General features: G+C 70.3%; 26 protein-coding genes. 19 read left to right on the top strand and 7 right to left on the bottom strand.

Translation table 11 applies throughout. The features are described 5' to 3' along the window. The first annotated feature begins 197 nt into the window (after nt 1-197). Nucleotides 198-794 (top strand): hypothetical protein, encoded by a 597-nt coding sequence (locus FHR38_RS10805; protein ID WP_184534543.1) that lies wholly within the window; start codon nt 198-200, stop codon nt 792-794. A 109-nt stretch (nt 795-903) separates the two neighbouring features. Here the strand turns inward: FHR38_RS10805 and FHR38_RS10800 are convergent, their stop codons facing one another. Then, on the bottom strand, nt 904-1,932 hold the full coding sequence (locus FHR38_RS10800) for an AF_0692 family protein (protein WP_184534542.1): 1,029 nt from the start codon (nt 1,930-1,932) through the stop codon (nt 904-906). Between the two features lie 273 nt (nt 1,933-2,205). Here FHR38_RS10800 and FHR38_RS10795 point away from each other — a divergent pair, with 273 nt between their 5' ends. The 6 genes from FHR38_RS10795 (at nt 2,206) to FHR38_RS10770 (ending at nt 6,868) form a co-directional block, all read left to right on the top strand. Further along, the gene (locus tag FHR38_RS10795; protein ID WP_221448984.1) at nt 2,206-3,129 is read left to right on the top strand and encodes an NAD(P)H-binding protein; all 924 of its coding nucleotides are present in this window, start codon (nt 2,206-2,208) and stop codon (nt 3,127-3,129) included. Beyond that, the gene (locus tag FHR38_RS10790) at nt 3,126-3,968 is read left to right on the top strand and encodes an NAD(P)H-binding protein (RefSeq protein WP_184534541.1); all 843 of its coding nucleotides are present in this window, start codon (nt 3,126-3,128) and stop codon (nt 3,966-3,968) included. The genes FHR38_RS10795 and FHR38_RS10790 overlap by 4 nt, the downstream gene beginning before the upstream one ends. Before the next feature lie 213 nt (nt 3,969-4,181). After that, entirely contained in the window at nt 4,182-4,550 is a 369-nt protein-coding gene (locus tag FHR38_RS10785) for a hypothetical protein (RefSeq protein WP_184534540.1), read from the top strand. A gap of 72 nt (nt 4,551-4,622) precedes the next feature. Beyond that, nucleotides 4,623-4,949, top strand: coding sequence for a DUF3995 domain-containing protein (locus FHR38_RS10780; RefSeq protein WP_221448983.1), 327 nt, complete (start codon nt 4,623-4,625; stop codon nt 4,947-4,949). Nucleotides 4,950-5,063: 114 nt separating this feature from the next. Beyond that, nucleotides 5,064-6,209, top strand: coding sequence for a sensor histidine kinase (locus tag FHR38_RS10775; RefSeq protein WP_184534539.1), 1,146 nt, complete (start codon nt 5,064-5,066; stop codon nt 6,207-6,209). After that, entirely contained in the window at nt 6,206-6,868 is a 663-nt protein-coding gene (locus FHR38_RS10770; RefSeq protein WP_184534538.1) for a response regulator, read from the top strand. The genes FHR38_RS10775 and FHR38_RS10770 overlap by 4 nt, the downstream gene beginning before the upstream one ends. Nucleotides 6,869-6,890: 22 nt before the next feature. On the opposite strand, the gene FHR38_RS10765 is transcribed toward FHR38_RS10770, so the two are convergent. After that, on the bottom strand, nt 6,891-7,310 hold the full coding sequence (locus FHR38_RS10765) for a DUF6223 family protein (protein ID WP_184534537.1): 420 nt from the start codon (nt 7,308-7,310) through the stop codon (nt 6,891-6,893). Nucleotides 7,311-7,664: 354 nt separating this feature from the next. Between FHR38_RS10765 and FHR38_RS10760 the strand changes: the two genes are divergently transcribed. Beyond that, nucleotides 7,665-7,955, top strand: a complete 291-nt coding sequence (locus FHR38_RS10760) for a hypothetical protein (protein WP_184534536.1) — start codon at nt 7,665-7,667, stop codon at nt 7,953-7,955. A 53-nt stretch (nt 7,956-8,008) separates the two neighbouring features. Here the strand turns inward: FHR38_RS10760 and FHR38_RS10755 are convergent, their stop codons facing one another. Beyond that, on the bottom strand, nt 8,009-10,513 hold the full coding sequence (locus tag FHR38_RS10755) for a helicase-associated domain-containing protein (protein WP_184534535.1): 2,505 nt from the start codon (nt 10,511-10,513) through the stop codon (nt 8,009-8,011). A 175-nt stretch (nt 10,514-10,688) separates the two neighbouring features. On the opposite strand from FHR38_RS10755, the gene FHR38_RS10750 reads away from it, so the two are divergent. After that, a complete protein-coding gene (locus FHR38_RS10750; RefSeq protein WP_184534534.1) occupies nt 10,689-11,075 on the top strand; it encodes a cold-shock protein in 387 nt (128 codons plus the stop codon). On the opposite strand, the gene FHR38_RS10745 is transcribed toward FHR38_RS10750, so the two are convergent. Then, nucleotides 11,036-11,872 carry a 1,4-dihydroxy-6-naphtoate synthase gene (locus tag FHR38_RS10745; RefSeq protein WP_184534533.1) on the bottom strand — a complete coding sequence of 279 codons (837 nt, stop codon included), beginning with the start codon at nt 11,870-11,872 and terminating at the stop codon, nt 11,036-11,038. The genes FHR38_RS10750 and FHR38_RS10745 overlap by 40 nt on opposite strands. Nucleotides 11,873-12,139: 267 nt before the next feature. Between FHR38_RS10745 and FHR38_RS10740 the strand changes: the two genes are divergently transcribed. Genes FHR38_RS10740 through FHR38_RS10715 form a run of 6 tightly spaced genes read left to right on the top strand, consistent with a single transcriptional unit; the run spans nt 12,140 to nt 17,827 of the window. Then, complete coding sequence (locus FHR38_RS10740; RefSeq protein WP_184534532.1) at nt 12,140-13,024, top strand: STAS domain-containing protein; 885 nt, start codon at nt 12,140-12,142, stop codon at nt 13,022-13,024. Continuing rightward, nucleotides 13,024-13,473: an STAS domain-containing protein gene (locus tag FHR38_RS10735; RefSeq protein ID WP_246446443.1), complete on the top strand. Its 450-nt coding sequence runs from the start codon at nt 13,024-13,026 to the stop codon at nt 13,471-13,473. The genes FHR38_RS10740 and FHR38_RS10735 overlap by 1 nt, the downstream gene beginning before the upstream one ends. Continuing rightward, complete coding sequence (locus tag FHR38_RS10730; protein WP_184534531.1) at nt 13,470-13,895, top strand: ATP-binding protein; 426 nt, start codon at nt 13,470-13,472, stop codon at nt 13,893-13,895. The genes FHR38_RS10735 and FHR38_RS10730 overlap by 4 nt, the downstream gene beginning before the upstream one ends. After that, nucleotides 13,877-14,905 (top strand): SpoIIE family protein phosphatase, encoded by a 1,029-nt coding sequence (locus tag FHR38_RS10725; RefSeq protein WP_184534530.1) that lies wholly within the window; start codon nt 13,877-13,879, stop codon nt 14,903-14,905. The genes FHR38_RS10730 and FHR38_RS10725 overlap by 19 nt, the downstream gene beginning before the upstream one ends. Continuing rightward, nucleotides 14,902-16,272: a sensor histidine kinase gene (locus FHR38_RS10720; RefSeq protein WP_376771475.1), complete on the top strand. Its 1,371-nt coding sequence runs from the start codon at nt 14,902-14,904 to the stop codon at nt 16,270-16,272. Before FHR38_RS10725 ends, FHR38_RS10720 begins: the two co-directional genes overlap by 4 nt. Before the next feature lie 4 nt (nt 16,273-16,276). Further along, nucleotides 16,277-17,827, top strand: coding sequence for a fused response regulator/phosphatase (locus tag FHR38_RS10715; RefSeq protein ID WP_184534529.1), 1,551 nt, complete (start codon nt 16,277-16,279; stop codon nt 17,825-17,827). Between the two features lie 4 nt (nt 17,828-17,831). Here FHR38_RS10715 and FHR38_RS10710 read toward each other — a convergent pair whose 3' ends face one another. Next, on the bottom strand, nt 17,832-18,488 hold the full coding sequence (locus FHR38_RS10710; protein WP_184534528.1) for a futalosine hydrolase: 657 nt from the start codon (nt 18,486-18,488) through the stop codon (nt 17,832-17,834). Next, nucleotides 18,485-20,230 (bottom strand): MFS transporter, encoded by a 1,746-nt coding sequence (locus tag FHR38_RS10705; RefSeq protein ID WP_184534527.1) that lies wholly within the window; start codon nt 20,228-20,230, stop codon nt 18,485-18,487. The genes FHR38_RS10710 and FHR38_RS10705 overlap by 4 nt, the downstream gene beginning before the upstream one ends. 85 nt (nt 20,231-20,315) lie before the next feature. Between FHR38_RS10705 and FHR38_RS10700 the strand changes: the two genes are divergently transcribed. Next, the gene (locus tag FHR38_RS10700; RefSeq protein WP_312882538.1) at nt 20,316-21,155 is read left to right on the top strand and encodes a DUF3027 domain-containing protein; all 840 of its coding nucleotides are present in this window, start codon (nt 20,316-20,318) and stop codon (nt 21,153-21,155) included. A 59-nt stretch (nt 21,156-21,214) separates the two neighbouring features. Here the strand turns inward: FHR38_RS10700 and FHR38_RS10695 are convergent, their stop codons facing one another. Continuing rightward, entirely contained in the window at nt 21,215-21,481 is a 267-nt protein-coding gene (locus FHR38_RS10695; protein ID WP_184534525.1) for a DUF2530 domain-containing protein, read from the bottom strand. Between the two features lie 87 nt (nt 21,482-21,568). On the opposite strand from FHR38_RS10695, the gene FHR38_RS10690 reads away from it, so the two are divergent. The 3 genes from FHR38_RS10690 (at nt 21,569) to FHR38_RS10680 (ending at nt 24,937) form a co-directional block, all read left to right on the top strand. After that, on the top strand, nt 21,569-23,047 hold the full coding sequence (locus FHR38_RS10690) for an NCS2 family permease (protein WP_184534524.1): 1,479 nt from the start codon (nt 21,569-21,571) through the stop codon (nt 23,045-23,047). A gap of 84 nt (nt 23,048-23,131) precedes the next feature. Further along, nucleotides 23,132-23,590: a MarR family winged helix-turn-helix transcriptional regulator gene (locus FHR38_RS10685; protein WP_184534523.1), complete on the top strand. Its 459-nt coding sequence runs from the start codon at nt 23,132-23,134 to the stop codon at nt 23,588-23,590. Nucleotides 23,591-23,653: 63 nt separating this feature from the next. Then, entirely contained in the window at nt 23,654-24,937 is a 1,284-nt protein-coding gene (locus tag FHR38_RS10680; protein ID WP_184534522.1) for an MFS transporter, read from the top strand. The last annotated feature ends 105 nt before the right edge of the window (nt 24,938-25,042 follow it).

Below are 25,042 nucleotides of genomic sequence, written 5' to 3'. Positions count from 1 at the left end.
GCGCAACCGCTGCTGACCGGGGCGACTCCGGAAGTAACCGGGTCGTGGCGGTTTGTTGTGTCTCGCGGATCGCGGAAGTTGGTGCGGTCGTACGGCGCTGGACGCGATTCCAAGACTTTGACAGTCTTCGATGTGCTGGCTGCCGGATCGGATGCCGGGGCGGGGTGGCCACAGCCTGTTTCGTCAGGGAGGCTCTGTTGAAACTCATGGTGCGTAGTCCACGAACCGTCCTGGCCGCACTCGCCGCCGGACTCGCTGGTCTGCTGGCCGGCAGCCTGCTCGCCATCGCGCCGTCGGCCAACGCCGAAGACTCCGGCTCGGTACAGGGAGTATCGATGCAGGCCAGATACAGCCCGCTTGGCGCGACCGCCAACGGGCCGTCCGGCCCAGCCACCGCCAAGTTCACGGCCGGACCATACTGCTGCCCGTCCACCGCCATCGTGCTGACGCCGCAGCAGGTCATCGGTGAGGGCGACTTCCAGTGGCTGAATCTCGGGCTGCCCTGGGACAACGCCGCAATCACCTCGATCGACGTGTGCTACGCCATCAGCACGAGCATGGTGGGGACCACCTACATCAGCCAGACCCGGGTCACCGAGATGACCACCCCCAACTCGGCGACGGTACGGGTGGACGACAGCACCGACCGCACCACCCCGACGGCCAACTGTTACACCGTGCCGACCAGTTTCACCCCGAGCGGCACGCTGACACTCGCGCTCAAGGTGGTCTTCGGCAGTACCAGTGACCGGATCACCATCGGCATGGTCAAGGTCGGCGGCGTCTCGCCCTGATCGCCCGACCAGACGCGGGCGGCTCGAAGCGCACTTCGCTCGGCGGCGAGCCGCCCACAGTCCTCTATGGAGAACGGCGCGAACTTCCGCGACCTCTGACCCGGACAGGTTACGCAACCTCCGCCCCGAGTCGACCGGTCCGGCCAGCCCGACTGCGCCGGTAGGCCCACGTGATCAATGCCAGGGAGCCCAGCAGGAAGACGGTGTTGTGCGCGTACTTCGGTAGCGGCGGGACATCACCGAGCGGGGTAGCCAGGAACGCCACGAGAGCCCTCGCGACCACCGCGCCCCCGGCCACTGCCACGAGGTAGCGCCCATCCCAGTGGGTCGACCGGGAGACGTACGCCAGCAGCCCGGCACCGGCGGCGAGCAGCGCGGCCCCGCCGGTGACCCCAGCCCAGGTGGACGGCAGGAAGTCGAATGTGAGCGCACCGACCAGGCTGAGTAGACCTATCGCGTATGGCGGTGGCAGTGCCCGTTCGTGTCGGGTCGGCACGGGCCGCCGCCCGAGGGTGAACGCCCCGGCGACCAGCAGCGCGACGACCAGGAGAGTAACGCCGATCTGGGCGGCCGAGGCGTGGTCGTCCTCGGTCTTCAGGTGACTGCCGAGGATCAACGCGGCGGCGGCGAGGTAGAGCATGGTCGCCACGAGCAGTCCCGGCCAGCGCAGCCAGGGAGTCTTTGCCCGGTGCCCGGCCAGTGCCTCCGTGAGTGCGATGGGTGCGCCGAAACTCCAGACGACATGACCGACGACGAAGGAGATCGCCAGGTAGGGCGCGAACCCCAGCGGCTCGATCAGCGTGGGCAGCAGCATGTCGTCCCAGTAGTCGATGTCGCGGTAGGACATGCTGAACAGGCTCTGGTCGATGACCCCGGCCTGGAGCAGCCCGGCCGCCGTCGCCAACGCGAGGATGCCCGGCCACCGTACGTCGTACCGGCGGGCCAGTTCTCGGATGAGCAGCGCGGGGCAGCCGTACAGCGGCCCCAGGATCAGCAACCCGCCCAGCAGGGCGAGTGGATCGCCGGTGCTGACGTCGTAGCCGGAAAGCGATTCCGCGTATAGCGGCGACAGCAGGACCAGGCCGAGGGCCAGCAGGAGTCGCCCGGCGCGGGGCCGGGCCGGGGGCGGTGCGGGCATCGGGGGTCCTCCGGGACGTGCGCTCAATGAGACGCTCCAAGGCTCGCCGCCCGCCGGGCTCGCCAACTACGGCCAACCTGCGAGTACGCCCCGACCAAAGTCGACGCTCGTCGTAACCGGAAGGCGAGCGCCGATATCGGTGCCTGATCGTACATATGTGCTATGTGCGGGCGCGTGGAAATCCGCCTATCGTCCCTGGTGACCGCCGCCGTGAACCTTGGCCGGGTACGACGGCGGTCTATTGCGCCATCCAGGGATCCGGAAAGGAGCAACATGACAATCCTAGTGACCGGCGCGTCCGGGAACACCGGCCGTCACGTGGTGGACCAGTTGGTGAATGCGGGTTGCCCGGTGCGGGCCATGACCCGCCGGCCGCAGGCATTCACGCCACGTGCCGGTGTCGACGTGATCGAGGGTGACTTCCAGCGGCCCGAGACCTGGCCTGCGGTTCTGGGCGGAATCGAGCGCGTTTACCTGTTCCCCTTCGTCGATGTCGACAGCGAACCGGGGAATGGGTTCGTGGACCTGGCGGTGCGAGCCGGGGTACACAGGTTCGTGGTGCATTCGGCCGCCGCAGCCGCATTCGAGTCCGACGACGCTCCAGACGACCCCGACATCAGCGCGTTGCGGCGGCACCTCGCCGAGGAACGGCTGGCGCATCGGGCGGTCGAACGGGCCGTGGAGGCCAGCGGCGCGCAGTGGACCCACGTACGCCCGGGCCTGCTGGCCGTGAACGCCCTTGCTTGGGTCGCCCGGATTCAGCGCGAGCAGATGGTGCGTGCGCCGTACGCCGCAGCCGGCTTTCCCTGGGTGCACGAGGCCGACATCGCCGACGTGGCGGTCGCAGCGTTGCTCGGCGACGGCCACCTCGGCGCGGCCTACACGCTCACCGGACCGGCGAGGGTGAGCCAGGCGGAGCAGGCGACGGCGATCGGAGCGGCGGTCGGGCAGGAGATCCGCTTCGAGGAGCTGAGCCCGCAGCAGGCCCGCGAACAATGGCTGGACGACGGGTACGACCAGCAGACCGTCTCCTGGCTGATCGAGCTGCTGGCCGCCGCCGTCGAGGGGCCGGAGCTGCTGCCCGCCACCGACACCTACCAGCGGATCACCGGACAGCCACCGCGCACCTTCGCCCAGTGGGCCCTTGATCATGCGGCCGACTTTCGGCCCTCGGCACGGACGGGAGCAGCCGCATGACCATTTTGCTGACCGGGGCGACCGGATTCATGGGGCGAGGCATTGTGGGCGAACTGCTCCGGGCCGGTCAGTCCGTCCGCGCCCTGACCCGTAGGCCAGCGACGGCTGGCCTGCCCGACGAGGTGGAACTGTTTGCGGGCGACCTCGAACAGCCCGCGACGCTGCGCGACGCGCTGCGGTCGGTCGAGCGGATGTACCTATTCCCGGTAGCCCCGCAGACGGCGGCTGAGGTGGTCGCGATGGCCGGGGCCGCTGGCGTACGCCGAATCGTGGTCCTCTCTGGAGCGCTGGCCGACAGCGACGTCTGGGGCGATGACGGCTACCTGCCCGTCGAACGGGCCGCACAGGAATCCGGCCTGGAATGGACGATCGTGCGGCCGGGCGAGTTCGCCGGCAACTGGCTCGACTGGGCGCCAGCGGTACGCACGCAGCGGCTGGTGCGCCGGCCATACGGTGCCGCGGTCACCCAGCCGACGCACGAGGCCGACATCGCCGAGGTGATCGCGACGGTCCTGACCGAGGATGGCCACGCCGGCATGACGTACACGTTCGCGGGACCGGAGGCCCTCACCGTTGCCGAGCAGGTGCGGCTGATCGGCGCTGCTCTCGGGGAGAAGGTCAGGTTCGAGGAGCACGATCCGGTGCAGGCCCGCGAGCAGTGGATCCAGGACGGGTATCCGGCCGAGGTCGTCGACTGGTTGTTCGGGATCTGGGCCGACTCCGCCCGCGATCCTGCTCCGGTCAACGAGGATTGGGCCGCTGTGGTGCCACGACTGACGGGTCGGCCAGCCCGCACCTTCGGTCAGTGGGCCGTGGACCACGCCGCGTCTTTCCGGTAGTCGGGTGACCGTTTCGCGACCACTCCCGCTGGGTGGTCGCGAAACGGCGACTACTGCCAGCGTGGCACCGCCTGGACGAGTGCGGTCACGTCGGGTCGACAACTGACGTATGGACGCAGGTGAAGCCTGTGCAACCGCCGATTCCCCCTGTGGGGAGTCGGTTCCCTCATGCTCGGACGAGTCGATCGGCCTGCCGTGGCTACGTTCGCAGCTATGGATGGTGTTGATCTCCAGCGGCGCTGGCCCGCGTATCCGACGGCGGTGGTGTTCCTCAGTTACGCCGCCGGTAAAGCAGCCTTCGCCCTACAAGCCAGGCTCGGGTTACCGAGTGGGCCGGTCGTGTCGGCCGCCGAGCACGAACGGTACGCCCGCGAGGTCATGGACGTGGCCCCGCACAGTGGTGTGCGAGCGCTTGGGCTGCTGGGTGCCTGTCTCGTCCTGGCTACGGTCACGGCGCTGGGGGGCCGAGTGCCGAGGCCACTCATGCTGCTGATGCTGGTGGGGATGACACTGGCTGCCGGGGCCGGCGCGGTGGTCATGATCGTGGACGGGTTCATCGGCATCGGCGTGGGTTGGCAGTGATACCACGGCGTCCTCGGGGTCGTCGTCATCGGGCTGCTCGCCCGTGATCCGCTGTTTGTGGCAGGTCACTGGGTGCTGGCAGGTGCCGTGCTGATCGGTGTCGTCGTTGCGTTGCTCAGTCTGCGCCGTGACTTGCCGACGGTGCCGCGCCGGCTGTTGCTTGCGATCACCTGGACACTCGGGGTCTTCGTGATCGCTCGATCGGTTGGCGTGCTGGGATTCGGCTTCGTCGGTGACGTGTTACTGCTGACCGGAGTACGCCCACCCCCAACCGAGCATGCCGCGCTGGCCCGCGAACTGGCGCAGTGGGATCTGTGGTTGTGGTCGCCGTTCTTCCTGATCTGGGGGATGTGCTGGACGACTCTGGGCTGGCGGTTACGCAGGAACGTGCGCCCGTAGCCCAGAAGGCCCGATCGGCGCCAGCCCGGATAGCCCGGCCTGGGCGCTGCCCCAGCGGCAATCTTCGACCGCCGGACCTCGGACACCCACCTGGCGAAGATTAGGCTTCGACACATGCTGAGGTGGCGATGGCACGGTTGGGTGGCGAACGCCGCCCTGGTGCTGGTGGTCGGCCTGGTCGCCCTCGTCGGCCTCGTTGTGCAGTCTCGCGGCATCGACACCGCCGCTGACTGGGCGGCGCTTCTGGTCGTGCTGGCATCCTCCGGCGCGCTCTGCTTTCGCCGCCGTTATCCGGTGGCGGTGGGTGTGGCGGCGCTGGCCGCCGTCGGCATCTACGGAGCGCTGCTGCACCGGCCAGGGCCGATCATGCTGGTGTTCGTCGTGGCGCTCTACACCGTTGTCGACGAGGGGCGCCTCGCCCTCGCCATCGGGCTCGGGCTGGCCTCGGTGGTCGCCTTCGCCGCCGCGGACAGCTACAACAAGACCGAGGGGACCGCGAACGGGGCGACGTTGTTGCACGCCGGATGGCTCGTCGCCGTCATCGTCGGCGTGACTCGCAACCGCCGGGCCTACCTTGCCGAGGCGCAGGCCCGGACGCTCGCCGCAGAGCAGCGTACTGAGGAGGAGGCCCGACGCCGGGCCACCGAGGAGCGGCTGCGCATCGCCCGCGAACTGCACGACGTTCTCGGCCATCACCTTTCGCTGATCAACGTGCAGGCCAGTGCCGCGCTGCACCGCCCCGACCCGGCCCGGTCCGAGCAGGCGCTGATCGCGATCAAGCAGACGAGCAAGGAGACGTTGCGGGAGTTGCGCATGGCGCTGGGCATTCTGCGGCAGGAGGGCGAGACGCCGACTACTCCCACCTCCGGGCTGAACCGCCTCGACGAGCTGGTTGCGATGGCCGAGCGGTCCGGGTTGGCGATCCGTACCGAGCTGACCGAGACCCCGCCATTGCCGCCGGAAGTCGACCTGGCGGCGTACCGGATCGTTCAGGAGGCGCTCACCAACGTGGCCCGCCACGCCGGCGCGACCACCGCAGTCATCCGGGTCCGACCGGACCGCGACGACGTGCTGGTGGAGGTCGAAGACGACGGCAGCGGCGTATCGGGCCCGCCCGGCAACGGGATCCTCGGTATGGGTGAGCGGGCCCGGGCGCTGGGCGGGTCGCTGACCACAGGCCCCGGGCCGGACGGCGGGTTCCGGGTTCATGCCCGCCTGCGGCTACGGCCAGGGCCGGTATCCGTGGGGGCGTCAGCATGATCCGGGTGCTGCTCGCCGACGACCAGACCCTGGTACGCGCCGGTTTCCGTTCCATCCTGGACGGTGAGGACGGCATAGCGGTGGTGGGTGAGGCTGCCGACGGTGCCGAGGCGGTGCGGCTGACCCGGCAGGTGCGGCCGGATGTCGTTCTCATGGACATTCAGATGCCCGGACTGGACGGCCTGGCTGCCACTCGGGAGATCGCCGCGAGCTCCGATGTCCGTGTGATCATCCTGACCACGTTCGACCTGGACGACTACGTCTACGGTGCGCTGCAGGCCGGCGCGAGCGGCTTTCTGGTCAAGGACACCGAGCCAGCGGAGCTGATCCACGGGGTGCGAGTGGTGGCGCGCGGTGACGCGCTGATCGCGCCGTCGATCACCCGCCGGCTGATTTCCGAGTTCACCGCCCGGGTCAGCCACCCGGACCCGGGGCCTCGGCTGAGCGCGCTCACCCAGCGGGAACGTGAGGTGATGGCACTGGTCGCCGCCGGCCTGTCCAACGATGAGATCGCGGCGCGGCTGGTGTTGAGTCCGGCCACCGCGAAGACGCACGTCAGCCGGATCATGACCAAGACCCAGGTCCGGGACCGGGCCCAGTTGGTGATCCTCGCGTACGAGTCCGGCCTGACCGTTCCCGGCTGGCTCGCCCGCTCCTGACCTGGGCCCCGGGGCCGGCTGGTCAGGCGGCGCGGCGGGAGCGAACCAGGGCCAGCCCACCCAGGATGACGGCGACCAGTCCCACCAACAGGGCCACGTAGGCGCCACCTCGCCCGTTGCCGGTGCCGATACCACTGTCGGAGGTGGTCACGACCAGCCCACCGAGGGCCATGCCGATCAGCCCCGCCACCAGGGCCACTGGGGCACGGAGTCGCCCGAATCCGCGCGTACGACCGGCGGGGCGGGCCAGAGCCAGTCCGCCGACGACCACACCGGCCAACCCCAGTACGGCGGCGACGCTGGCCCCGAGTCGGCCGGCGCTCATGGTGGTGACACTGGCCGCGATTGGCTGGGCGGTGACGTGTGCGGCTGCCGGTGCGGCCAGCCCGAAGCCCCCGGCCAGGACGGATGCGGTGACAGCAAGCAGGTGACGGACGTACATCGAGGATCCCTTCGCTCGTATGACGAGTACCTGCGGCAGCGTATGTACCGGGGTGGTCACAGGTCGTCATGCCGGAGTTGCCGATCGGCCTACTACCCGGGTTGCGAACGCCCGGGGCGGCGTACCACTGCGGTTGTCCCTTCTCCGCTTCCGCCGTGCTGGTCCGTCGTCGTCCTGGTCGAGGCGGGGTGACCCTGCGGAGTCGATCAGCGAGTGCCGAAAACGCGTCTACCCCGTTAGGGACAGAGAGGAGGTAGTTGTCGGAGAGCCGGCACTCAGGGAATCCACCCCTGTCGAATTGGCTTCTCGGGTGCGAGTCTGGGTACAGGGGAAACGCACAGGTGGGGAGGATGGATGACGGTCGACCACGAGTTGCGAACCAACGACGAGCAGCGGACCGCCAAGCCGGTCGCGCCGTCTGGTCGTGAGACACACCCCCAGCCGCCCACCAACGAACCGGTCTCCCGCGCCACCATCGTCTGGTATTCGCTGGCCGGGGGGATCCTGTTCGGCTGGTTCCTGTTCGGCTGGCTGGTGCTGGAGCAGGGGTTCGTCGACTCGGTCGGCGAGGCGGCCGGCAGTGCCTTCGCCTTGCTGCTCCTCATCTCCATCGTCGGCACGGTCCGTCGCAGCCGACGAAACTGACCAGATGCCGCGGCGCAGCCGACGAAACTGAACCCGCGCCGCATCAGCCCCGGCTACTCCTCCAACACCGCTGCCGTGATCCGGTGCAGGGCGAAGGTGTGCAGCATCTCGCTCCGGTCGTCCTCGGCCCGCAGGTATCCGGCGCTCATCGAGACCGGCCGGACCAGGCGGGACGTGGTGGCCCCGTGTGCGTCGACGTACCCGACCCAGACCAACGCCTTGTCGCGGACCGCCTGTTGTAGGACGGCGAGTGCCTGGGTGTGGGCCTGGCTCTGGGAGGGTTCGGCACCACCCCGACCGTTCATCGTCCGGACCGAGGCCGGGGCGCGGCGGGCCGCACGGGCGGCGGCGTCGCCCCGCCGGATGTGCTCGACGATGCCGAGCAGTCGGGGTGCGGTGAGTTTCGGTGTGGCCAGCGGGTCGGTGACCCGGTTGGCGACCGACATCCGGGCCGGTGCCCGGCTCGGTTTCGGCCGGGTCAGCACCGCGGCACCGGTCGCGTCCTCCGGCACCGGGGCGTAGCCCGCCTCCCGCATCGCGGTCAGCATTCGGCCCACCTGGTACGGGGTGCTCAGCACCGTCGGGGCCAGCCGCCGCAGGGACAGTGCGGCCAGTCGCCGGTCCGCCAGTACCTCGGTGAGCAGTGCCTCGTCGTCGCTGCGGACGTACGCCCCGGCGGAGCCGACCCGTAGCCCGCCGTGCTTACGGGCCACGTCGTCGACCAGGTAGGTCAACGTCTGCGGCACCGGGGTCCGGGACCGGCGCTGGAACAGGGCGTGCAGGTCGTCGGCGGCGTACCCGGCGTCCAGCGCCCGGCGCAGGCTCGCCCCGGTCACCCGGTGCACGCTGGCCCCACCCGTCGACTCGTGCTCGGCCACCACCTCCAACTCGGCGGCGAGCATCGGCTCGGGCGGGCCGGGCACCACCACGCTCAGGTCGGCCTGCATCAGGAAGTGGTCGACCGGGGCGGGCAAGAGCGCGTCCAGAGCCCGGACCGTGGTGGCCGCCTCGTCCGCAGGTGCGCCCGGCTCGGCCCGTCGGCCGAGCGGGTCGTCGCTGGCCGCCGCCGCACGGGCACTCCCGGCCAGGGCCTCGGCCAGCAGCAGTCGGCCGTACGAGGTGAGCGCACCCAGGCCGGTGACGCCGAGGCGGGCCGCCTCGGTCAGCGCCTCGCGGTGCGCCGGCTCGCGCCCCTTGCTGCGGCGCGGGGCGTGCCAGGCGAGCAGTTCGAGCACCTCGTCGGCGGTGGGTGCACCCCCCGGGTCAAGTGCGCCGAGCACCCCGAGTACGGCCCGCCGGACGGCCGGTGCGGCGGCCCGGTCCACCTCACTGGAGAGCACGGTGATCAGACGGTCCCGGTCGTCGCGCTGCCCGACCAGGCCCGCCTGTCGGGGCATGGCCAGCCAGGCCCGGGCCAGGTGGTCCCAGCGCTGCGCCAGCGAGCCGCTGCGCCACACCTCGTACGTGGCGGTGGGCAGCACCTGCTGGTCGGCCCCGGTACGAGTGGTGGTGGCCCCGGGCAGGTCGGCTTCCCCGGTCAGCCCGGCGGCGTGCGCGACCTCCAGCAGCAGCGCCGTGGTGGTCTCGTCCAGCCCGGTGGTGCGGGCCAGCCGGCGCAGCTCACGTACGCCGATTCCGCCCGAGCGCAGCACCGGGGCGGGTTCGGCGGAGAGCGCCTCCAGCAGCGCCTCGGTGTGCCGTACCGTCTCCATCGCCTGACCGGCCCCGGCGGAGTCGGCGGCCTTCGGTTCCCGGGCTGTGGCGGCCGGCACCGGTGGTTGGGGGCGCAGCGGGCCGAGCGGGCCGCAGTCGCGGCGCAGCAGCAGTCCTACCTCGCGGGGTAGTTCCACGGCGGCACCCCGGGCGGTGGCCCCGGTGTCCGGGATCGGGACCAGCAGCGCGTGCTCGACCAGCCAGCGCACCGGTGATGGGGACGCGTCCAGTTCCGTCCCGTCGACCGTAGGTAGGGCTGGACCGTCGGTGGTCGGCGGGTGCAGCAGTTCGGCCGGGAGCGTCCCCACCGGTGGGCCGGCGGCGAGCCGATCGAGGATCGCCCGGGCCGGGGGCGGAGCGGAGAGCACGGTCCGGCGAAGTCGGGCCGGATCCGCCACCAACTGCGCTGCCCGTTCGTCCAGTTCCGCCGCGGGTCGCCCCAGACCCGCCGGGTACGGCAGGCAGACCTCGTCGACACTGGCCACCACCTGGAGGGCCGACTCCGGTCCGTACAGCAGGAACAGTGCGCGGAGCCGGTCGAGCGCGGCGCGTACGGCGGCCTGGTCCCCACCTCGGCCGGTGGTGGCCAGGGCGAGGATCGCCGCGACGGAGGTTCGGCCCTCGTTGTCCGGATCACGGGTCAACCGGGCCGCGTCGAGGATCTGGAGGGTGAACTGGTCCAGCCCGTCCAGGGCGCGAGCGACCGACACCCGGGACTGGGCCCGTACGGCCAGCGCGGACACGTCGGCCGGTACCGGGACGACCAGGTCGGGACGCAGCTCCAGCAGGGCGGCGAGCGTGTCGTCGGGTAGCGACCTGAGGTGGTCGGCGAGTGTGGTGGTCATCGTCGTTCCACGCTATCCGGCCGAGGGCCCGTCCGGCTCCTCGGATGGCCGGGTGGCGTCGACCTGCCCACCGGATTCCCAGTCGACCTGCCGGCCGGATTCCCAGCAGCGCCAAGTCGGCCGATGCGGCTAGCCTTGTGTGACACAGGAGTCTCAACGAGGCAGGGGTTAACAGGTGCCGACGGGTCGAGTGAAGTGGTATGACGCGGCCAAGGGATACGGGTTCGTCACCAGTGACGAGGGTGGCGACGTGTTCCTGCCCAAGGGCGCGCTGCCCGCTGGCGTCACCGACCTCAAGGGGGGCCAGCGGATCGAGTTCGGTGTGGTGGACAGTCGTCGGGGCGCCCAGGCGCTCGGGGTGAAGCTGCTGGACGCTCCGCCGTCCATGGCCGAGCTGCGTCGTCGACCGGCCGAGGAGCTGCACGGTCTGGTCGAAGACATGATCAAGGTCCTTGAGGCGAAGATCCAGCCGGATCTACGTCGGGGCCGGTTTCCCGACCGGAAGACCGCGCAGACGGTTGCTCAGCTGGTCCACGCCGTGGCCCGCGAGCTGGAGATCTGAGGGGTCAGGCCGGCGTCCGCAGCCCGGCGCAGCAGCGCGTCGATCGCGGCCCGGCCGTCCTCGCCCAGGTCGGCGGTGAACTCGTTGACGTAGAGGGCGATGTGCCGGTCGACCACGGCGGCTTCCATCTCCTGTGCGTGTCGCAGCACGTACTCGCGGGTGGCCGCCGGGTCGGCCCAGGCCTGTCGTACCGAGGTGCGGATCCAGTCGGTGGCCTGGGCCGGGTCGACCGCACCCCGGCGGGCCAGGATCGCGCCGAGTGGGATCGGTAGGCCGGTGTCGCCCTCCCACCATTCGCCGAGGTCGACCAGGGCGGTCAGGTCGTACCGGGGATAGGTGAACCGGGCTTCGTGGATCACCAGGCCGGCGTCGTAGCGGCCGACGGCGACCCCGGGCATGATCTCGTGGAACGGCACGACCTCGATCCGGGCCGGCGGCCGGGCCGCCGACCAGAGCCGGAAGAGCAGGTACGCCGTGGTCCGGTCCCCTGGTACGGCGACGGTCGCGCCGGTCAGGTCGCCGTGGGCGCGGTCCTTGCGGGTCAGCACCAGCGGGCCGCAGCCTCGGCCCAGCGCGCCGCCGCAGGGCAGCAGGTGGTAGTCGTCGAGCAGCCAGGGCAGTGCCGCGTAGCTCACCTTCACCAGGTCGTACGCCCCGCGTTCGGCCGCGGTGTTGGTGACGTCTACGTCGGCGTAGGTCACCTCGACCGGAGGTGCGCCCGGTACCAGCCCGTGTACCAGGGCGTGGAAGACGAAGGTGTCGTTGGGGCAGGGCGAGATCGCCAGCGAGAGCGCCACGTCCTACACCGAACCACATCCGGGTCGACCGCTCCCGCGTCGGCCCATCGAGTGTGAGGTCATAGACAGTGACTGGCGGTTTCGTCGGGCCGGGGCAGCGACGGTGTCATGAATCGTGTCAATGTCAAGATGTGCAGGTCATCGCCGCTTGACCGGCCGTCCCCCGCGCTACCGGTGATAGAGTTCGCCGTCTGGCCGCGCGCAGCCGGGAAGGAAGCCGGAAGATGGTGCGGTAGCCGGGCGGACCGGCGGGCGGGGAGGAAAAGCATGGGAATCACGGCCGACGAGAGCGGTCGCCTCGGCGTGCTGTTCGACAGCCATGCCGAGCAGCTGAGCGCACGGTGGACGGAGGTCGTCGCGAACTCACTGCGGGGCCGGATGACCGAGGCGGAACTGCGCCAGCAGGTACAGGACCTGCACCGCGCATTGACCGCGACCCTCCAGGAGGGTCCGTTCGATCTGGACGCGGACCGTTCAGCGGAACTGCGCGGCACGCTGGCCGAGCTGTCTCGTAGCCGGGCACGCCAGGGCTTCACCGCCAGCGAGACCGCGATCAGTGTCTTCGCCCTCAAGGAGGCGCTGGTCGACGTGCTGGGCGTACATGGCGGCGACGCCCAGGCGCTCGCCGACTACGTGGCCGCCTCGGCGGTGGTGGACCAGATGGGGCTGTTCACCTTCGAGCGCTACACCAAGTCGCGCGAGGAGCTGATCGCCGACCAGGCGGAGCAACTGCTGGAGCTGGCTACGCCGGTAGTGAAGCTCTGGGAGGGCGTCGTCGCCATCCCGCTGGTCGGCACGCTGGACTCGGCGCGGGCCCAGGTGGTGATGGAACGGCTGCTGCAGATGCTGGTGGACACCGGCTCGCCCTACGCGATCATCGACATCACCGGCGTACCCGCCGTCGACACCCAGGTGGCCCAGCACATCCTCAAGACCGTGGTGGCCGCGCGGCTGATGGGTGCCGAGTGCATCATCTCCGGCATCCGGCCGCAGATCGCACAGACGATCGTGGCGTTGGGCATCGAGTTCGGTGACATCGCCACCAAGGCGACGCTGGCCGACGCGCTCCGCCACGCGCTACGGATGATCGAGATCAACCGGCGGGCGACCCGAGGCAACTCGGCTGCGCTGCCGGGCACCCGGGAGGCCTGATGGACCGGGTACCGGTCCTCAAGATCGGCGACCTGCTACTCGTCTCGATCCAGGTCGACATGGAGGACCAGACCGCACTGGCGCTCCAGGAGGACCTGGCCGAGCGGATCGTGGCCACCGGCTGCCGAGGCGTGATCATCGACATCACCGCGATGGACATCGTCGACTCGTTCGTCGGTCGTACGCTCTCCTCGATCGCGGCCATCGCCCGGGTGCTGGACGCCGCCACCGTCGTCGTGGGGATGCGCCCCGCAGTCGCGATCACCCTCGTCGAGCTGGGCCTCTCCCTGGACGGCATCCGAACCGCGTTGAACGTCGAACGGGCCATGGAGTTGCTCGCCCGGTCCCGCTTCGATGAGGCGCTGTACCTGCCGGACCTCGGTTCGGACGACGACTGGGCGCTGCCAACCGGGCTCGACATCGACCGTCCCACCTCGACCTCGTCGTGACCGCCAGTCCTGACCTGGGCGCCCCTCAGGTAGTGACGATCGCCGCCGACAAGGACGTGGTCCTGGTCCGGCAGGTGGTGCGTAGCGTCGCCGTCACCGTCGCGCTCTCCCTGGTCGACCAGACGAAACTGGTGACCGCCGCGAGTGAACTGGCCCGGAACACCCTCGTCTACGGCGGGGGTGGTGGGGCCGAGATCGGGGTGGTGGACAGTGGTCGCCGCAAGGGCGTACGCATCGTCTTCGCCGACGACGGCCCCGGCATCGCCGACCTGGACCTGGCGTTGAGCGACGGCTACACCAGCGGGGGTGGACTCGGCCTGGGGCTCGGTGGGGCCCGCCGGCTGGTCGACGAGTTCGAGATCGACACGGCCCCCGGCCGGGGCACCCGGGTGACCATCACCAAATGGTCGCGGTCGACGTGACGGGCGACCACCGGCTCACCGACGGCGGGGTGTGGTTCCGGATGGAGGAACTCGGCCGGGTCAGTGCGGCACGCCGATCGGCGGAGTTGCTCGCCGGCCAGATGGGTTTCGATACCGAGCGGGTCGGTGCGCTCGCGATCGTCGTCACCGAACTCGCCAGCAACCTCGTCAAGCACGCCGACGACGGGCTGCTCCTGATCCGCCCGGCCCGGGCCGGGAAGGTCGCCGGGGTGGAGGTCCTCGCCGTCGACTCCGGCCCCGGGATGGACAACGTCCTCTCGTCCGCCCGGGACGGATACTCGACCGCCGGCACCCTGGGGATCGGCCTCGGGGCGATCAGCCGGCAGGCGAGCTGGGTCGACGTCTTCTCGATGTCGGGCAAGGGCACGGTGACCGCCGTGCAGGTCTGGCCGGCGGAGCCGCCCGAGTTGTACTGGGCGGCCGGGGTCAGCCGGCCGATGACCGGCGAGAAGGCCTGTGGTGACGGGTTCGCCGTACGGGTCGTGGACGGTCGACGGCAGGTGCTGGTCTGCGACGGCCTGGGGCACGGGCCGCTGGCGGCGGCGGCTGCGGCGGCCACCGTACACGCCTTCCAGGTGGCCCCGGCGGTACGTCCGGCAGCGGTCATCGAGCATCTGCACCGGTCGGTCAGCCACACCCGAGGTGCCGCCGCAGCCGTCGCCGAGCTGGACCTGGAAGCTGGTCTGGTCCGCTACGCCGGGCTAGGCAACATCACCGGGACGCTGATGGACGGCCCGGACCGACGCGGGCTGGTGTCGCTGCCGGGCATCGTCGGTCACCAGCGGCGCACGGTACGGGAGTTCGACTACCCGATGCCGGCCGGTGCCTGCCTGGTCATGCACACCGACGGGGTGACCGACCGGTGGCGGCTGGCCGACTATCCCGGCCTGCAACGACGGTCCCCTCAGGTGATCGCGGGCACGATGCTGCGGGATGCTGCCGTACGGCGGGACGACGCGTGCGTACTGGTCGCCCGGACCACGCCATGATCGAGCCCGGCGAGAACGGCATCCCGCTGCTGCGGATGGCACTACGCGCCGAGCCCGACGTCTTCGTGGTCCGGCAGCGGGGTCGGGAGGTGGCCGCAGCCGTCGGCCTCGAACACCAGGACCAGATCCGGCTGGCCACCGCGCTCAGCGAGATTGGCCGATATCTTCTGGTTACCCTCGCCGTGCCCGTCCCGGCCGAGGTGGTCTTTTCGGTGACCATCGGTACGGATCCACAGACGCTGGTCACCGAGGTTGTCGCCAGCCATTCGATCGACACTGATCAACGACTGCCCGGGGCCCTGGCCGTGGGGCGATTGGTCGACTCGTTCAGCGTTCAGCCGAACGGTGGGTCTACCGTGATACGAATGTCGCGTCGGATCCCCCGCTCGGCCGGTCCGCTCACCCCCGCCCATCTCGAAGCGGTGCGCGGCGACCTGACTTCCTCCGCTGCCCGGACACCATTGGAGGAGATGGCGGAGCAGAACGAGCAACTACTGGCAGCCCTGGAGCAGGCCCGGGCACAACGGGACGAGCTGGCCCGCCTCAACGAGGAACTCGCCGAAACCAACCGGGGCGTCCTCGCCCTCTACACCCAGCTCTCCGAGGAGCTGGACGAGACCAACCGGGGTGTCGTCGCGCTCCACGCCGAGCTGGAGGAGCGGTCCGCCCGGTTGCGGGTGGTCAGCGAGACGAAGAGCCGCTTCCTCGCCAACGTCAGCCACGAGCTGCGGGCTCCGGTAACCGCCGTGATCGGTCTGACCCGGCTGCTGGCGGACCCCTTCTCCGACCCGCTCACCGACGAGCAGAAGGAGCAGGTCGAGCTGATCCGCAGTTCGGCGGCGGACCTGCTGGCGCTGGTCAACGACCTGCTCGACCTCGGCAAGGCGGAGTCCGGAACGATCGAGCCGACCTGGTCCGACGTCGAACTTCGGGCCGTCTTCGGGCAGCTGCGCGGTACCGCCCGCGCCATGGCCACCCGCCCCGGAATCGAGCTGGTGGTCGTCGATCCCAAATCGCCAGCGGTGATCCGCTCGGACGAGGTGCTCCTCACTCAGATCCTGCGGAACCTGCTGCACAACGGGCTCAAGTTCACCGAGCGCGGTGAGGTCCAGATGACCGCCGACCGCGATGGTGAGTGGTGGACGTTCCAGGTCAGCGACACCGGGATCGGCATCCCACCCGAGCACCAGGAACGGATCTTCGAGGAGTTCTACCAGGTGCCGGGGAAGTCGTCCGGCGGCACCGGCCTCGGCCTGCCCTACGCGCGACGACTCGCCACCATCCTCGGCGGCAGCCTCGGGGTGACCAGCGTCCCCGGCACCGGCAGCACCTTCACGCTCCAGTTGCCCGTCCGGCCGGAGCCGTGACCGCATGGACCGTCCGGTGACCGATGCCACGATTCTTGTGGTCGACGACAGCGCCGCCAAGCGCTATCTGCTGGTCAGGTGGCTGACCCGGGCCGGGTTCACCGTTGTCGAGGCGGACAGCGGCGCGAGCGCGCTCGACCGGATGGCCAGCCAGGACATCGACCTGATCGTGCTGGACGTACGGCTCGGCGACATGAGTGGCTTCGACGTCGCCGAACGGATCAAGGCGAACCCGAGGCACGCCTCCCGGCCCGTCATCCACGTGTCGGCACACGCGGTCGACCTGGCCGACCGTACCCAGGGGTTGGCCCGGGGAGCCGACGCCTATCTCGTCGAACCCATCGAGCCGGACGAGCTGATCGCCACCACCCGTGCCGCACTGCGCTACTACCGTGCCCGGCGTCGCGCCGAACTGCTCGCCGCCCGGCTCGCCTGCCTCGCCGAGACCACCCTCGCCGTCAACTCGGCTGCCACGCTGCCGCAGTTGCTCGACGCCGCCGTGACCGGGGCCGCCCAGATATTCGGGACCGGTGCCGTCGTCGTGGCGGAGAACGCCGACGGGGACCGCCTGGCCGCGGTCACCATCGAGCCAGGCACGTCGGTGCGGACCGGTAGCTGGCCCGGTGATGTCGTACCGGTGCCGGTCGGGGTCACGGTGGACACGGCACCCACGCCCGAGGATTGGCCGCTGCCCGTCAGCGCGGACGAACAGATCGCCATCGCCACCGTACGGCTCCGTAACGACCGGCCGGCGGTGCACGTCGCCGTACCGTCCTCCGCCCTGCTCCCGGAGTCCATCGTCCTCACGCAGCTCGCTCAGGCGGTCGCCACCGCAGTCGAGGCGCAACGCTCCTACGACGAGGAACACCGAATCGCGGTGACCCTGCAACGCAGCCTGTTGCCCCGCCGGCTGCCCAAGATCGCCGGGTTGGACCTTGCCGTACGTTACGAGCCCGCCAGTATGCAGACCGAGGTCGGAGGGGACTTCTACGAATTCGCGATGATCGACGGCCGGCTGCTCGCGGTGATCGGCGACGTCGCCGGCCACTCGCTGCACGCGGCCACCGTCATGGCCGAGCTTCGGCACGCCATCCGGGCGTACGCCGTGGAGGGCCATTCGCCCGGCGTCATCCTGGAACGGGTCGATGAGCTGGTCCGTACGCTGCTGCCGGGAGAGTTCGCGACGGTCTGCCTGTTGACCCTGGAACCCGACACCGGGCGGGTCCGGTTGGCCAGTGCCGGTCACCTGCCGTCGCTGCTGGTCACGGCCGACGCGACCCGGTTCATCGAACACCGGGCTCCGCTTCTCGGGATCCACGCCGACCGTCCCGACGACCTCGAATTCGACCTGCCCTCCGGGGCGACGTTGGTGCTCTACACCGACGGGTTGATCGAGCGCCGGGACGTCGACATCGACCAGCGGATGGCCGACCTGGCCGTCTGCGCGGCCACCGTGGACGCCGACCTCGACCGGTTCTGCGGCCGGCTACTCGCCGAACTGGGCCCATCGCAGAGCAGCGACGACCTGGCCGTGGTGGCCCTGCGCCGACACTGACCGGCTAGCCGAAGGCGGCGGCGGCGGTGGTCAGCGCGTCGAAGGCCGCACGCATCCGCCACGCTCCCCGGTCCCGGGGGCCGATCGGGTTGGAGATCGCACGCAACTCCGCGAACGGCAACCCGGCCTGGGCGGCGGCTACCGCCACCCCGTGTCCCTCCATCCCCTCGGCCACCGCGTCGGGATACCGGTCGGCGAGCACCCGGGTGGTCTCGGCCGTGCCGGTGACGGTGTTCAGGGTGAGAACCGCGCCGACCGTCGCACCGGGTAGCGCGGCGCGCAACTGGGCGAGCAGGGTCGGGTCGGCGGGGATCTCCGGCCCGCCGCCGAGGTGTTCCCGCGACATGCCCAACTCGTCGAGGGGGAGAAAGCCCTCCGGTGACTCGGCCCCGAGGTCGGCGGCGATGCTACGGGTGCCGAGGACGATGCCGCCGAGCGCGGCCCGGTCCGGGAACCCGCCGCCGATGCCGGCGCTCACCACCGCCCGGTACGGGCTGCCCGCCACCTCGGCCAGCGCCAGCAGTCGGGCGGTGCCGGCGGCAGCAGCGGCCGGACCGACCCCGACCGGGGCGACGGTGGTGGAGGCCGGGGTGATCAGGCCAGCGAGCAGCGCCTCCGTCTCGGCCGGTACGGCAGTGACGACCAGGATTCCACCGTTCAACTCTTTGGTCCCTGTGGTTCGCGGCGGGACTCGTCGTCCCCCGATCCGGTGCGTGGCATGGCCGAGGACGGCCGGTAGATGTGGAAGCCGGGCGGCGCGAGCGGCGGTTCGTCGATCGGCTCGTCGGGGGTGACCATCGCCCAGGCGGTCGTCCCGGGGGCGGACCCGGCGGCTGATGCGGCGGCTGATGTGGCGGCCGATCCGGCCGTGGACCCGGGCGCCGCTCCGCTGGATGATGCCGGGGCGGGCGAGACCGGAGTCGGTACGTCGGCACCCGCGCTGCTGGTCGTACGGTCTGCGCTGGCCTGGCTGGTGGACGGCTCGTCCGGGGTGGCCCGCTCGTCGTCGGCGAGCGCACGGCCCAGCAGGCGCTCGCCGCGTAGTCGGGTGGCCATCACCGTCGCCCGTACGGCGGCGAGGGTGGCGAAGCCAGCCAGCCCGGCGATGCCGATCCACCCCTCGACCGGAATGAGTCCGAGCGCCCCGCCGGCCACGAAGGCCAGCATCAGCACCGTCTCCGAGCGGGCGAACGCGCTTGCCCGGAGTCGTTCCTGGACCCGTTCCTGGATGCACGCGTCCACGGCCAGCTTTGCGATGCCGCTGATCATGGCGGTTACCAGGCAGAGTAGGGCCACCATGGGAAGTGAGAACTTGATTGCGGTGAGTATCGCCACTCCGGCGACGACGACCAGACCGCTGGACTGGATCATGGTCGGCTGGTGGATGCGGAGCCGGGTGCCCGCTGCGGTGGCGAGGAAGGAGCCCACCGCGAGCGCTCCACCCACCAGCACCAGCGCGCCCTCGCTGGCGATGTCCCGCCCGAACACCTCGGTGGTCAGGTCGCCGGCCTTGAGCGCGAAGGCGAGGTAGAGCAGCAGGAAGCCGAACATGGCGCGCAGCGTCGCGCTGCCGACCAGGCTGGTCATCACCAGCCGGCCGTCCGGACCGCTGCGTCCGAGGGCCCGGTCGCCCGTGCCCGGCCGGCGGAAGAGGGCGGCGAAGACCCGCGGCATGGCCTCCGGTGGTGCGGAGTCCGCCTGGGCCGGTAGCCGCAGCGAGAGCACCATGCCGATCAGGAAGATCACCGAGGCGGCCCGCAACGGCCACTGCGGGCCGAACCAGAACAGGGCCAGGCCGACCGGACCCACCACACCGCCGGCGATCGTGCCGTAGACACTGGCCCGGGCACCCGCCTGGGACAGCCCCAACCCCGCCGGAAGCAGCCTCGGTACGGCGGCCGAGCGGGCGACGCCGTACGCCCGGGAGAGGGCGAGTACGCCGAACGCGGCGGGGTAGAGCCCGAAGCCGTGCAGGTAGTCGGAGATCAGCCAGGCCAGGAAGGCGCGACCGAGCATGGTGGTGGCCAGGGCCCAGCGGCGACCGTGCCGGAAGTGGTCCAGCAGCGGGCCCACCACCGGGGCGAGCAGTGCGAACGGCACCATGGTCACCAACAGGTAGAGGGCCACCTTGCTGCGGGCCTCGCCGAGCGGAGCGTTGAAGAAGATCGTGCCGGCCAGACCGATCGCGACCAGTGCGTCGCCGGCGCAGGAGATGGCGTGCAGGTCGAACATCCGGGCCATGCCCGGCTCGCCACCGGCACCCTTTTCCCGTACCCGGCCCACGCTTCGTACCGTCCAGCGCCCGCCGCCCAGCGTCGTCCGCAGGGTGAACCGGATGAGCCGGATGGCGGTGCCGACCGTACGCCCGAGGGCCGAGCGGCCGGAGCGGGAGAACAGCGGCATGCCGACCATCCTTGCCTATCCGGTCGATCTCTGCCGGCTCTGGCCGGAGATCGTACCGGGGAGTCCCTGCGGGTCGGCCACCCGGATAGGCAACAATGAGCAGGTGACCAGGACCGTCGCCACTCGTGCCCCTCGTCTCGACCAGGTTTGTGCCAGCGCCGTCGAGGTGGCCCGTGCCGGCATTACCGAAGCGGGCCCGTCCGACGTCGGCGACCACCTGGCGGCGGTCGCCGAAGGTGATCGATTGGTGACCCACTTCTTCGAGTGTCGCCTCCCTGGTTATCGGGGCTGGCGGTGGGCGGTCACCGTGACCCGGGTGCCGCGCAGCCGGAACGTCACGGTCTGCGACACGGTGCTGCTGCCCGGACCGGATGCGCTGCTGGCTCCGGGGTGGCTGCCCTGGCAGGACCGGCTCCAGCCCGGTGACCTCGGTCCGGGTGACCTGCTGCCGACTCCCCCGGACGACGAGCGGCTCGCCCCCGGGTACGTACTCTCGGACGACCCGGCGGTGGAGGAGACGGCCTGGGAGTTGGGTTTCGGCCGGGTCCGGGTGATGTCCCGTGAGGGACGGATGGACACCGCCCAGCGCTGGTACGACGGCGACCACGGCCCGGCCGCGCCCATCTCGGTAGCCGCGCCCGCCTCCGCCCGCTGCGGTTCGTGCGGGTTCTACCTGCCGATCGCGGGCGTCCTGCGGCAGAGCTTCGGCGTCTGCGGCAACTACTACGCGCCGGACGACGGTCGGGCGGTCAGCGCCGACCACGGCTGTGGTGCGCACTCCGAGGCGTTGACGGACTCGCCGGAGACGTCGGCCGACGAGCCACCCGCGGTCTACGATGACAGCGAGGTGGAGACGGTTCCGGTGATTCGGCCGGCCGGATCGGTGGGGACCGACGAACCGGTCGAGCCCTACGGGCACGGCTGACCGGACCGCACGACACCACCACCCCGGTCAGGTTGCACCGGGTGGCACCGACGGCCAGGTCAGTCGACCGGACCGGTGTGGTCGGCCGCCCGACGACGACGGCGGTTGGCGTCGTGCCTGAGCATCACCGCCAGGCCGGGGAATCCGAGTAGGAACCCGGCCAGGCAGGTCCAGAGCCAGTTCTCCCGCCCCTGCTCGGTCAGCCAGTCCTGGAAGAAGATCAGCAGTACCAGTCCGGCGACCGCCCAGGCGGCGATACCGGCGATGGCGAACGGCACCATCGGGGGGTCGAGCGGCTGGGGGCGGGGGGGTTGTTCCTGCGGCACGTGGCCAGGGTACGGGATCAATTTTCAGGGTAGGCCCGTGATCTGCGACGATGCGCGCGGCAACGACGGATCGCCTGCGAGGATCTGATGAGCAAAACCCCGATCAAGTCCGACAAGACGGAAGAAGGACCCAGAGCCCGGAACGGCTTCGACCGGTTCTTCGAAATCACCGCCCGTGGCTCGACCCTGGGCCGTGAGGCCCGTGGTGGCCTGGCGACCTTCTTCACGATGGCCTACATCGTGGTGCTCAACCCGCTGATCCTCGGCAACGCCTTCGACGGGGACGACAAACAGTTGTCCATCCCGGCGCTGGCCGCCGCCACCGCGCTGGTAGCCGGTGTGATGACCATCCTGATGGGTGTGGTCGGTCGGTTCCCGCTCGGGCTGGCCGCGGGGCTCGGCGTCAACGCGATGGTGGCGTACGAGATCGCCCCGCAGATGACCTGGGCCGACGCCATGGGTCTGGTGGTGATCGAGGGGCTTCTCATTTCGCTGCTGGTGCTGACCGGGCTGCGTACCGCGGTCTTCCGTGCCGTGCCGACGCAGATGAAGACGGCGATCGGCGTGGGTATCGGCCTGTTCCTGACGATCATCGGCCTGGTCAACGCCGGGTTCGTCCGCCGGATCCCGGACGCCGCCAACACCACCGTCCCGGTTGGTCTGGGCATCAGCGGCAAGCTGGTGAGCTGGCCGGCGCTGGTGTTCGTGGTCGGCCTGTTGGTGACGTTGGTGCTGGTGGTCCGCAAGGTACGGGGCGCGATCCTGATCGGCATCCTGGGTTCCACCGTGCTGGCGATCATCGTCGAGGCGATCGCCAAGGCCGGACCGTCGATGATCGACGGGAAGCCGAATCCCACGGGCTGGGCGTTGAACGTGCCGGAACTGCCGGCGAAGCTGCTGGACGTCCCCGACCTGTCGCTGCTGGGCCAGTTCAACGTCCTCAACTCGTGGGAGAAGGCCGGCCCGCTGGTCGTGTTGATGTTCATTTTCACGCTGCTGGTCACCGACTTCTTCGACACCATGGGGACGATGGTCGCCGTCGGCCAGGAGGGTGGCCTGCTGGACAAGGAGGGCATGCCGCCTCGTACCAAGCAGATCCTGCTGGTGGACTCGATCGCGGCGGCGGCCGGCGGTGCGGCGAGCGTGTCGAGCAACACGTCGTTCGTCGAGAGCGCGGCCGGGGTGGCCGAGGGCGCCCGTACCGGCGTGGCCAACCTGTTCACCGGCGGGTTGTTCCTGCTGGCGATGTTCCTCGCGCCGCTGGTCGTGGTGGTGCCCTTCGAGGCGGCGTCCATCGCCCTGGTGGTCGTCGGGTTCCTGATGATGGCCGAGGTGCGGACGATCGACTGGTCCGACTACGAGATCGCCGTCCCGGCGTTCCTGGCCATCGTGCTGATGCCGTTCACGTACTCGATCTCGAACGGTATCGGTGCGGGCCTCATCACGTACGTCGTGGTCAAGATCTTCAAGGGCAAGGCCCGCGAGGTGCACCCGCTGATGTACGGGGTGGCCGCTCTCTTCGCCCTGTTCTTCCTGCGGGGCCCGATCGAGGCGCTGGTCTACTGATCTGCACCGGGATCGATGTGGTCCATGGTGACTGCTGTCATAAAGAGTGGTCGTTAGCCTGGCTTATTAGTTAGGCTAACGACCGTGACGGAGCGGACGGTGATGGCGAAACGCGTGCCGGCTGCGCAGTTGGCAACGATGCTGCGTGACGCCATCACCCGGCTCAACCGGCGGGTCCGGCAGACCCGCCCGGTCGGTGACCTCACGGTGACCCAGCTCTCCGCCCTGACCAGCCTGCGGCTGGCTGGCGCGCTGACCCCCCGTGAGCTTGCCGACACCGAACGGGTTCAACCGCCGACGATGACCAAGATCGTTGCGAAGTTGGAGGAGCGCGGGCTCGTGCAGCGCACCCCCCATCCGACCGACGGTCGGCAGGTCATCCTCGCGGCGACCGAGGCAGCCCACGCGGTGCTCGCGCAGACCGAGCGCGCCCGCGACGAGTGGCTCGCCCAACGGCTCGCCGAGTTGTCCGCGGAAGACCGCGACACGCTGCTGCGTGCCGCCGAGCTTCTGCAACAGGTGGCCCGCGCCGACCGGCGCTGAACACCTCCCGGTCCGCTTCGTCCGCTGTGGATGACGCGTACGACCCGAGGAGGCGCACACCGAGTGCGGGCAAAGCTAAACACGACGTTCCAGTCCCTGCAGGTTCGCAACTACCGGCTCTTCGCCACCGGCCAGCTGATCAAACTGATCGGCGTCTGGATGATGTTCATCGCCCAGGACTGGCTCGTCCTCGAACTGTCCGACGACTCGGCGAGTGCCCTGGGCATCGTCACCGCGTTGCAGTTCACGCCCGTACTGCTGCTGACCCTGTTCTCCGGTCGCCTCGCCGACCGGTACGACAAGCGCCTGCTGCTCTTCATCGCCAACGCGACCTGGACCGTGCTCGCCCTCGGCATGAGCCTGCTGGTGGTCACCGATCTGGTCGAGCTGTGGCATGTCCTCCTCTTCGCCCTCCTGCTCGGTGTCGCCAACGCCGTCGAGACCCCGGTCCGCCAGGCGTTCGTATCGGAGCTCGTCGGCACCTCGCTGCTGCCCAACGCACTCTCCCTGTCGGCCGCGACCTTCAACTCCGCCCGGATCATCGGCCCCGGCCTCGCCGGCCTGGCCATCGCGGCCTTCGGCGTCGGTCCGGTCTTCGTCTTCACCGCCCTCGTCTCGGTGGCCCCGCTGGTGAACGTGGTCCGGATGCGTCCGGCGGAACTACACCGGGCGACCCTGCCACCCCGCGACGAACGCGACTCGGCCCGGGTGGTGGACGGGCTGCGTTACGTCTTCCAGCGAGCCGACCTGCTTCTGCCGATGGCGCTGATGTCGGTGATCGGCATGACGCTGTTCAACTTCCAGCTCACCCTGGCAGCCCTCGCCAAGACCACCTTCAACACCGATGCCGCCTCGTTCGGCCTCTTCTCCACGGCCCTGGCCGTCGGCGCGCTGGGCGGGGCGCTGGCCGGCAGTGGCCGCCGTAGCCGTCCCTCGGTCTGGCTGGTCCTCGGTGCCGCCGTCGCGTGTGCCATCTCCGGCACGCTGGTCGGCTTGGCCCCGGCATACTGGCTGGTCGTCGCGTTGCTGCCGCTCGCCGGCTTCTTCATGGTCTTCTTCGCCCAGGCAGCCAACCAGCGGGTCCAGCTCGGCACCGACGCCGCGTTCCGGGGACGGGTGATGGCCCTGTGGGTGCTGGTGTTCCTGGGGACCAACCCGATCGGCGCGCCGATCATCGGCTGGGTCGCCGAGAAGTACGGTGCCGGGGCGAGCATCTGGATGGGTGGTCTGATCTCGCTGGCCGCCGCCACGCTGGCCCTGGTCTGGCAACTGCGGCGCTCCGGTGCCCGGATCCGGCTGCGGCTCGTCCCGCTACCTCGCTTCTACGTCGTCCCCACCGACTGCTGAGGGGTGGGGAAGGGCCTCTTGTCATTGGTTCTGCCTTGGAAGGGGCCCTTCCCGATCCCCGAAGAACCTAACCCCCCGAAATCGGTGGCGAGCCCCTCTGCCGCC

Source organism: Micromonospora polyrhachis (assembly GCF_014203835.1).
Classification (GTDB): domain Bacteria; phylum Actinomycetota; class Actinomycetes; order Mycobacteriales; family Micromonosporaceae; genus Micromonospora_H; species Micromonospora_H polyrhachis.
The sequence above is the reverse complement of the archived record's forward strand: the minus strand, read 5'-3'. Positions and strand labels throughout refer to the sequence as shown.

Coding starts and splice junctions, on each gene's coding strand:
- FHR38_RS10800 (WP_184534542.1), bottom strand. CDS start 1,932: ATGCCCGCACCGCCCCCGGCCCGGCCCCGCGCCGGGCGACTCCTGCTG.
- FHR38_RS10795 (WP_221448984.1), top strand. CDS start 2,206: ATGACAATCCTAGTGACCGGCGCGTCCGGGAACACCGGCCGTCACGTG.
- FHR38_RS10790 (WP_184534541.1), top strand. CDS start 3,126: ATGACCATTTTGCTGACCGGGGCGACCGGATTCATGGGGCGAGGCATT.
- FHR38_RS10785 (WP_184534540.1), top strand. CDS start 4,182: ATGGATGGTGTTGATCTCCAGCGGCGCTGGCCCGCGTATCCGACGGCG.
- FHR38_RS10775 (WP_184534539.1), top strand. CDS start 5,064: ATGCTGAGGTGGCGATGGCACGGTTGGGTGGCGAACGCCGCCCTGGTG.
- FHR38_RS10770 (WP_184534538.1), top strand. CDS start 6,206: ATGATCCGGGTGCTGCTCGCCGACGACCAGACCCTGGTACGCGCCGGT.
- FHR38_RS10765 (WP_184534537.1), bottom strand. CDS start 7,310: ATGTACGTCCGTCACCTGCTTGCTGTCACCGCATCCGTCCTGGCCGGG.
- FHR38_RS10760 (WP_184534536.1), top strand. CDS start 7,665: ATGACGGTCGACCACGAGTTGCGAACCAACGACGAGCAGCGGACCGCC.
- FHR38_RS10755 (WP_184534535.1), bottom strand. CDS start 10,513: ATGACCACCACACTCGCCGACCACCTCAGGTCGCTACCCGACGACACG.
- FHR38_RS10740 (WP_184534532.1), top strand. CDS start 12,140: ATGGGAATCACGGCCGACGAGAGCGGTCGCCTCGGCGTGCTGTTCGAC.
- FHR38_RS10735 (WP_246446443.1), top strand. CDS start 13,024: ATGGACCGGGTACCGGTCCTCAAGATCGGCGACCTGCTACTCGTCTCG.
- FHR38_RS10725 (WP_184534530.1), top strand. CDS start 13,877: ATGGTCGCGGTCGACGTGACGGGCGACCACCGGCTCACCGACGGCGGG.
- FHR38_RS10720 (WP_376771475.1), top strand. CDS start 14,902: ATGATCGAGCCCGGCGAGAACGGCATCCCGCTGCTGCGGATGGCACTA.
- FHR38_RS10715 (WP_184534529.1), top strand. CDS start 16,277: ATGGACCGTCCGGTGACCGATGCCACGATTCTTGTGGTCGACGACAGC.
- FHR38_RS10705 (WP_184534527.1), bottom strand. CDS start 20,230: ATGCCGCTGTTCTCCCGCTCCGGCCGCTCGGCCCTCGGGCGTACGGTC.
- FHR38_RS10690 (WP_184534524.1), top strand. CDS start 21,569: ATGAGCAAAACCCCGATCAAGTCCGACAAGACGGAAGAAGGACCCAGA.